The 6,982-nt window shown below is 74.9% G+C and carries 8 protein-coding genes; all 8 read left to right on the forward strand.

What is annotated here, in order from left to right; genetic code table 11:
- Nucleotides 1-131 precede the first annotated feature (131 nt).
- The 8 genes from ACFUMH_RS17950 to nusB all read left to right on the forward strand — a co-directional run bounded on the left by ACFUMH_RS17950 (nt 132) and on the right by nusB (nt 6,933).
- Nucleotides 132-1,751 (forward strand): heme peroxidase family protein, encoded by a 1,620-nt coding sequence (locus ACFUMH_RS17950; protein ID WP_378208752.1) that lies wholly within the window; start codon nt 132-134, stop codon nt 1,749-1,751.
- Nucleotides 1,752-1,834: 83 nt separating this feature from the next.
- A complete protein-coding gene (locus tag ACFUMH_RS17955; RefSeq protein WP_378208754.1) occupies nt 1,835-2,404 on the forward strand; it encodes a shikimate kinase in 570 nt (189 codons plus the stop codon).
- On the forward strand, nt 2,401-3,555 hold the full coding sequence (gene aroB / locus ACFUMH_RS17960; protein WP_378208756.1) for a 3-dehydroquinate synthase: 1,155 nt from the start codon (nt 2,401-2,403) through the stop codon (nt 3,553-3,555). The genes ACFUMH_RS17955 and aroB overlap by 4 nt, the downstream gene beginning before the upstream one ends.
- Nucleotides 3,556-3,719: 164 nt before the next feature.
- Entirely contained in the window at nt 3,720-4,628 is a 909-nt protein-coding gene (locus ACFUMH_RS17965; RefSeq protein ID WP_378208759.1) for a DUF559 domain-containing protein, read from the forward strand.
- Nucleotides 4,629-4,770: 142 nt separating this feature from the next.
- On the forward strand, nt 4,771-5,352 hold the full coding sequence (locus ACFUMH_RS17970) for a hypothetical protein (protein WP_378208767.1): 582 nt from the start codon (nt 4,771-4,773) through the stop codon (nt 5,350-5,352).
- Nucleotides 5,353-5,367: 15 nt separating this feature from the next.
- Nucleotides 5,368-5,793 (forward strand): hypothetical protein, encoded by a 426-nt coding sequence (locus ACFUMH_RS17975; RefSeq protein WP_378208761.1) that lies wholly within the window; start codon nt 5,368-5,370, stop codon nt 5,791-5,793.
- Nucleotides 5,794-5,951: 158 nt separating this feature from the next.
- On the forward strand, nt 5,952-6,515 hold the full coding sequence (gene efp, locus ACFUMH_RS17980; protein ID WP_378208763.1) for an elongation factor P: 564 nt from the start codon (nt 5,952-5,954) through the stop codon (nt 6,513-6,515).
- A gap of 1 nt (nt 6,516) precedes the next feature.
- Entirely contained in the window at nt 6,517-6,933 is a 417-nt protein-coding gene (nusB, locus tag ACFUMH_RS17985) for a transcription antitermination factor NusB (RefSeq protein WP_378208765.1), read from the forward strand.
- The last annotated feature ends 49 nt before the right edge of the window (nt 6,934-6,982 follow it).

Below are 6,982 nucleotides of genomic sequence, written 5' to 3' on the forward strand. Positions count from 1 at the left end.
GGGACGCCCCGACCGCCGCCGGAGGCCCCCATAAGTTCCGTCCGGTGCGGACGTATCACCCGCCGACCGGCCGGCCCCCTGCAGATGGAGCCGTCGCTCCCGCGGCGGCCCGTCCAGGTTCTGGGGGAACCATGACGCTCGCACCGCAACGCCCCGAGTCACCTCACCCGGCGTCCCCGGACGCCGGGCACAACGCGCCCCGGACCGTCGAGCAGCTCACCTCGGCGGGCACCTCCGCGCACGGCCTCGGCTACGGCCGCCGGCCGGCCCGCGGCCACGGGCACGACGTCCGCGGCCTGCAGTACCTGCCGCTGTCCGCCCTGCACGAGGGCCGGTTCGGCCGGCTCTTCCGGCTCCCGCCGTACGTCCCGTCCGACGCCGAGATCCGCGAGGTCGCCGACCTCATGGAGGAGGGCGCCTCCGGCGGCGACCCGACGATGGACAACCCGCGCATCCCCGCCGGGTACACCTACCTCGGCCAGTTCATCGACCACGACCTCACGTTCGACCCGGTCTCGAGCCTCACGCGGCAGAACGACCCCGACGCGCTGACGAACTTCCGCAGCCCGCGCTTCGACCTCGACTGCCTCTACGGGCGGGGGCCGGCCGACGACCCGTTCCTGTACGACCAGGACAGCCAGGTCGCCGGTGCCGCGAAGATGCTCATCGGCAACAACGGGCTCGACGACGACCTGCCGCGCAACGTGCAGGGCGTCGCGCTGCTGGGGGACCCGCGCAACGACGAGAACACGTTCGTCGGCCAGCTCCAGCTCACCATGCTCAAGTTCCACAACGCCGTCATGGACCGCGTCCTCGACGACCCGCACCTCGCGCGGGGCAGCGAGACGCCCTTCGAGACGGCGCAGCGCATCGTGCGGTGGCACTACCAGTGGGTCGTCGTGCACGACTTCCTGCGCCGCACCATCGGCGACGCCACGTTCGCCCGGCTCCTCGACGAGTCGGACGGCGTGCCGCGCCTCTCGCTGCAGCACTTCTCCTGGCGGCACGCCCCGTACATGCCGGTGGAGTTCTCCGTGGCGGCGTACCGGTTCGGGCACTCGCAGGTGCGCGGCCGGTACCGGCTGAACACGGTGGTGGGCGCGCCGGACCCGCAGGCGCAGGACGCCCCTCCGGGGCTGCCGACGTTCACGCCGCAGTCCGTCACCGCCGACCCGCTCGGGCACTTCGGCGGGTTCCGGCCGCTGCCGCGGTTCTGGACGATCGAGTGGGCGCGGTTCTTCGAGGTCGAGGGCGCCGGCAGCGACGACCTGCAGCTGTCGCGGCACATCGACACGCGGCTGGCGAACCCGCTGAAGGCGCTGCCGCCGGAGATCGCGGGCGATGTCCCGTCGCTCACGTTCCGCAACCTCGTGCGCGGTGCGCGGCTGCTGCTGCCGTCGGGGCAGGCCGTCGCCGCGCGCATGGGGCTGACCCGGCTGACCGAGGAGGAGCTCGGGCTGGGCGGCCGTCCCGCGCCGCTCTGGTACTACGTGCTGCGGGAGGCGTCCGTGCAGGCCGGCGGCGAGCACCTCGGCGAGGTGGGCGGCACGATCGTCGGCGAGGTCTTCCTCGGGCTGCTCGCCGCGGACCCCTCGTCGTGGCTGCGCAACGAGCCCACGTGGCGGCCGTTCCTCGGCGAGGGGGACGACTTCGACATGCCGGCGCTGCTGCGGGTCGCGGGGCACGGGCTGGGCCCGACCCCCGCACCGCGTCGTCCCGCGGCCGGGGAGGGCGCACCGGCACCCGTCTGACGGACCTGTACGGACCCGGTGCCGGTGGCCCGCCGCGGCGGACCACCGGCACCCGCGCGCGGGACGGCGACTACCCTGCGTCCGTGCCCGCAGACACCCCCGGTCCCCGTGTCGTCCTCGTCGGCCCCCCGGGTGCGGGGAAGTCGACCGTCGCGGCCGCGCTCGCGGAGCGCTGGCGGCTGACGGTGCGTGACACGGACGCCGACGTGGAGCGCGTCGCCGGCAAGCCGATCACCGAGATCTTCGTCGACGACGGCGAGCCGGCGTTCCGGGCGCTGGAGCGCGACGCCGTGGCGGCGGCCCTCGCGCAGCACGACGGCGTGCTCGCGCTCGGCGGCGGCGCCGTGCTCGACGCCGGGACCCGCGCGGCGCTGGCCGACTACCGGGCCGGCGGCGGGGTGGTCGTCTTCCTCGACGTGTCGCTCGCGCACGCGGCGCCGCGCGTCGGGCTGAACCGGTCGCGTCCGCTGCTGCTCGGCAACCCCCGGGCGCAGTGGCAGGCGCTCATGGACGCGCGGCGGCCCGTGTACGAGGAGGTCGCCACGCTGCGCGTGCCGACCGACGGCATGCGCCCGGCGGGCGTGGCCGAGGCGATCGAGTCCGCGCTGACCGACCTGCGGGTCGGCGGCGGCACCGAGGAGGAGCAGCGATGAGCACGACGACGACCGGTACGGACGCCGGCACGCCCGGCACGCGCACCGTCCGCGTCGCGGGGGAGCAGCCGTACGACGTCGTCGTCGGCCGCCACCTGCTGGGCCACCTGCCCGCGCTGCTGGGCGAGGCGGTGCGCCGCGTGCTCGTCGTGCACCCGCCGACGCTCGCCACGTCCGCCGACGCCGTGCGCGAGGACCTGCTCGCGCAGGGGTACGAGGTGTTCCTCGCCGAGGTGCCCGACGCCGAGGAGGCCAAGACCGCGCAGGTCGCCGCGTTCCTGTGGCAGGTGCTGGGGCAGGCGGACTTCACGCGCAGCGACGCCGTGATCGGGCTGGGCGGTGGCGCGACGACGGACCTCGCCGGCTTCGTCGGCGCCACGTGGCTGCGCGGCGTCCGGGTGGTGCACGTGCCGACGACCGTGCTCGCCATGGTGGACGCGGCGGTCGGCGGCAAGACCGGCATCAACACGGCCGAGGGCAAGAACCTCGTCGGCGCGTTCCACCCGCCGGCGGGCGTGCTGTGCGACCTGGCGGCGCTCGGGTCGATGAACCGGCACGACTTCGTCGCCGGGCTGGCGGAGGTCGTCAAGGCCGGCTTCATCGCCGACCCGCGCATCCTCGAGCTGGTCGAGGAGAACACGGCGCTGCTCACCGACCCTGCCGCCGCGGCCGCGTCGCCCGTGCTGCTCGAGCTCATCGAGCGGGCGGTGGCCGTCAAGGCGCGCGTCGTGGGGGAGGACCTCCGGGAGGCGGGCCTGCGCGAGATCCTCAACTACGGCCACACGCTCGGGCACGCCGTCGAGCACGTCGAGCGCTACCGCTGGCGGCACGGCGCCGCCGTGTCGGTCGGCATGGTGTTCGCCGCGGAGCTGGCCCGGCTCGCCGGCCGGCTCGACGACGACGTCGTGGCGCGGCACCGGTCCGTCCTCACCGCGCTCGGCCTGCCGGTCACGTACCGCGGCGACCGCTGGGAGCAGCTCATGGCCGCGATGCGGCGCGACAAGAAGACGCGTGGCGACCTGCTGCGGTTCGTCGTCCTGGAGGACGTCGGCCGCCCGGTGCGCCTGGAGGGCCCGGACCCGACCCTCCTGGCCGCCGCGTACGCGGAGATCTCGGTCGACCGCACCCCCACCGCCACCATCGACCTCTGACCCCACCGCCCGGCGGTGAGACCGTCGTTCCAGGCACGTGTACACCCGCCGACGACGGTCTCACCGGTGCGGTGAGCCGCCCACAGCCCGGCGAGACGGCGTAGGTGTCCACCGGGCGCGGCTCGGCGAGGTCACGTCGGAGGGGCGTGGTGCACGGTCGGGGCATGCCTCGGCTCATCGACACCGCGTGGGTGCCGCCCGTCGCCCGCGGGCAACGCGGCGTCTTCACGCGGCGGCAGGCACTCGCCGCGGGCCTCTCGACCGACCAGGTCCGGCACCGGCTGGAGCGACGGGTCTGGCACCGTGTCGCGGGCGCGGCGCTCGCCTCCGTCGCCACCCCGCTGTCCGCCGAGGCAGACGCGTACGCCGCGTGGCTCACATGGCCGGACGCGGTGCTGGCGCTGACGAGCGCCGCGCGTCTGCACGGGATGCCCGTACCGGACGACGGCCAGGTGCACGTGCTCGTACCCACGCCGCGACGCCCCCGCGGACGGCTACGCAGCCACGAGCACCGATGGGTAGGGGACGAGGTGTCGTCCTACGGCGACGTGCCGGTGACGCGGCCGGCGCGCACGGTGCTCGACTGCCTCGCCGTCCTCCCCGAGCGTGACGGCGACCGGCTGCTCGCCTGGGCGGGGCCGCGGCGCCTGCTCACCGCCGACCTCGTCGACGCGTGGCTGGCGGCACGCCCGGGCTACCGCGGGAACGCGCGCCTGGCCCGGGCGGCCGACCGCCTGCGTCGTGGCGTGTACAGCGAGGCGGAGGAGCTGCTGCACGAGCTGCTGCGGGCGGCCGGGATCACCGGGTGGGCGGCGGACGTCGACCTCGCGCCGGTGCTCGGTGTGGCCGCGGTGGCGGACGTCTGGTTCGGCGCGGTCCGGCTCGTCGTGGAGGTCGACGGTCGCGTCGCGCACGGACCCGACCGCTTCCAGCGCGATCGGACGCGGCAGAACCTCCTGGTCGGTGCGGGCTGCACGGTGCTGCGCTACACGTGGGAGGACCTCACGCGGCGCTCGGCCGAGGTCGTCGAAGGGATTCGGCGCATGGTGGCACACCTCGCCCGGCGCCAGTGAGACCGGCGGTCCGGGGCACGGTGGGCCCCGGTTCCGCCGGTCTCAGCGCAGGAGGTGCAAGCCTGGGGGCTTGTCGTACCGATAACAAACGCAAGGGCTTGTTGTCGTCGCAACAAGGGTGCACACTTGTGACGTGTTCGTAATGACGGTCGACCAGCGGGGGAGCCGGCGCGGGGCCGACCTCGTGCCCGGGCTCCTCGAGCGGCTCGACGGCGCCCCGGGGCTGGTGCGCGGGTTCGAGCGCACCGTCGGCGACGAGGTCCAGGGCGTGCTCCACGACGCCGAGGACGTGGTCGGGCTGGTGCTGGCGCTGGTCCGTGCGGGCGGCTGGAGCGTCGGGGTCGGCGCGGGACCCGTGCAGGAGCCGCTGCCGGCGTCCACGCGCGCCGGGACGGGCGAGGCCTTCGTGCTCGCGCGCGCCGCGGTCGAGGCGGCCAAGAGCCGGCAGCGTCCCGTGCCGCTCGCCGTGCGCGGCGTCGACGCGGTCGCGGCCGGCGACGCCGAGGCGGTCCTGACGCTGCTCGGTGCGGTGCTGGCCCGCCGCACGCCCGCCGGGTGGGACGCCGTGGACGCGGTGCGGTCCGGCGCCGGCCAGGACGTCGTCGCGCAGGCGCTCGGCGTGACGCAGCAGGCCGTCAGCCAGCGGCTGCGCGCCGCGCTGTGGGCGGAGGAGCAGGCGGTCCGCCCGGTGGCGGCGCGCCTGTTGACGGCCGCGCAGGGCTGACGCCAGGGTCGTCGCGTGCACCCCGCCCTCCTGGCCCTCGTCTGGGTCGCCGCCCTCGCCGTGTCCGCCGGCGGCGGCTGGTACAGCACCCGGCTCGTCCTCGACCTCGCGTCCCGCTCCGCCGACGCCGGCCGGGAGACGCCGTCCGCCCAGGCGACCGCCGGGCCGCTCACGCTCAGCGACGGGCCCGAGGGGCCGGGCGCCCGGCGCGTGCTCCGCGGCGGGACGTGGATCGGCGTGCTGGAACGGCTCGGCGTGACGGCCAGCATCCTCGCGGGCATGCCCGAGGGCGCCGCGATCGTCGTGGCCGTCAAGGGCCTCGGCCGGTACGCCGAGCTGCGCGAGAACCCGGGCGCGTCCGAGCGGTTCGTCATCGGCACGCTCGCGTCGCTGGTGTGGGCGTCGCTCGTCGGGTTCGCCGGGCGGCTGCTGCTGGCGTGAGCCGCGCCGCTCGGGCGGGCGGCCCGTGACCCGGTACGATGGACGACGGCCCGCGGCCGGGTGGCCGTCACGGCGACCGCTGCGGGCGGCCGGCGCCCCTGCGCCGCTCGCGCGCCGGAACGGGCGCACCTCGACCACCGACTGGGAGAACGACGCTCGTGGCGACCACCAACGACCTGAAGAACGGCACCGTGCTGAAGATCGACGGCCAGCTGTGGACCGTCATCGAGTTCCAGCACGTCAAGCCCGGCAAGGGCGGCGCGTTCGTGCGCACCAAGCTGAAGAACGTGCTGTCCGGCAAGGTCGTCGACCGCACGTTCAACGCGGGCATCAAGGTCGAGACGGCGAACGTCGACAAGCGCGACATGCAGTACCTGTACAAGGACGGCGACGACTTCGTGTTCATGGACACGGACACGTACGACCAGATCAACGTCCCCGCCGCGACGGTCGGTGACGCCGCGAACTTCATGCTCGAGTCGCAGACCGCGCTCGTCGCGACCAACGAGGGCGTGCCGCTCTACGTCGAGCTGCCGCCGTCGGTCACGCTCGAGGTCACGTACACGGAGCCGGGCCTGCAGGGCGACCGCTCGTCGGCCGGCACCAAGCCCGCCACGCTCGAGACCGGCTACGAGATCCAGGTGCCGCTCTTCCTCGAGTCGAACACCAAGGTCAAGGTGGACACCCGCGACGGGTCGTACCTCGGCCGCGTGAACGACTGACGTGGGCGCCCGGACCAAGGCGCGCAAGCGCGCGCTCGACGTGCTGTTCGAGGCCGACCAGCGCGGTGTCGCGGTGGGCGAGCTCCTCGCGCGCCGCGTCGTCGAGCCGGGCGCGGAGACGGCGCTGCCGCAGTACAGCGTCGACCTCGTCGAGGGCGTCCTGGCGCACCTCGAGCGCATCGACGAGGTCCTCGCGACGCACGCGCACGGCTGGACGATCGCGCGCATGCCCGCGGTCGACCGGGCGCTGCTGCGCCTCGCCACGTGGGAGATCCTCTGGAACGACGACGTCCCGGACGCCGTCGCGGTCGACGAGGCGGTGGGCCTGGCCCGCGAGCTGTCCACCGACGAGTCGCCGTCCTTCGTCAACGGCCTCCTCGGCCGCATCGTCGAGCTGAAGCCGACGCTGCTGGCCTGACGAGGTTTCAGTTATACAGAGCGGGCGGTGCTAGAGATGGTTGTCTATC

The organism is Cellulomonas sp. NPDC057328 (assembly GCF_042667215.1).
Lineage (GTDB): Bacteria > Actinomycetota > Actinomycetes > Actinomycetales > Cellulomonadaceae > Cellulomonas.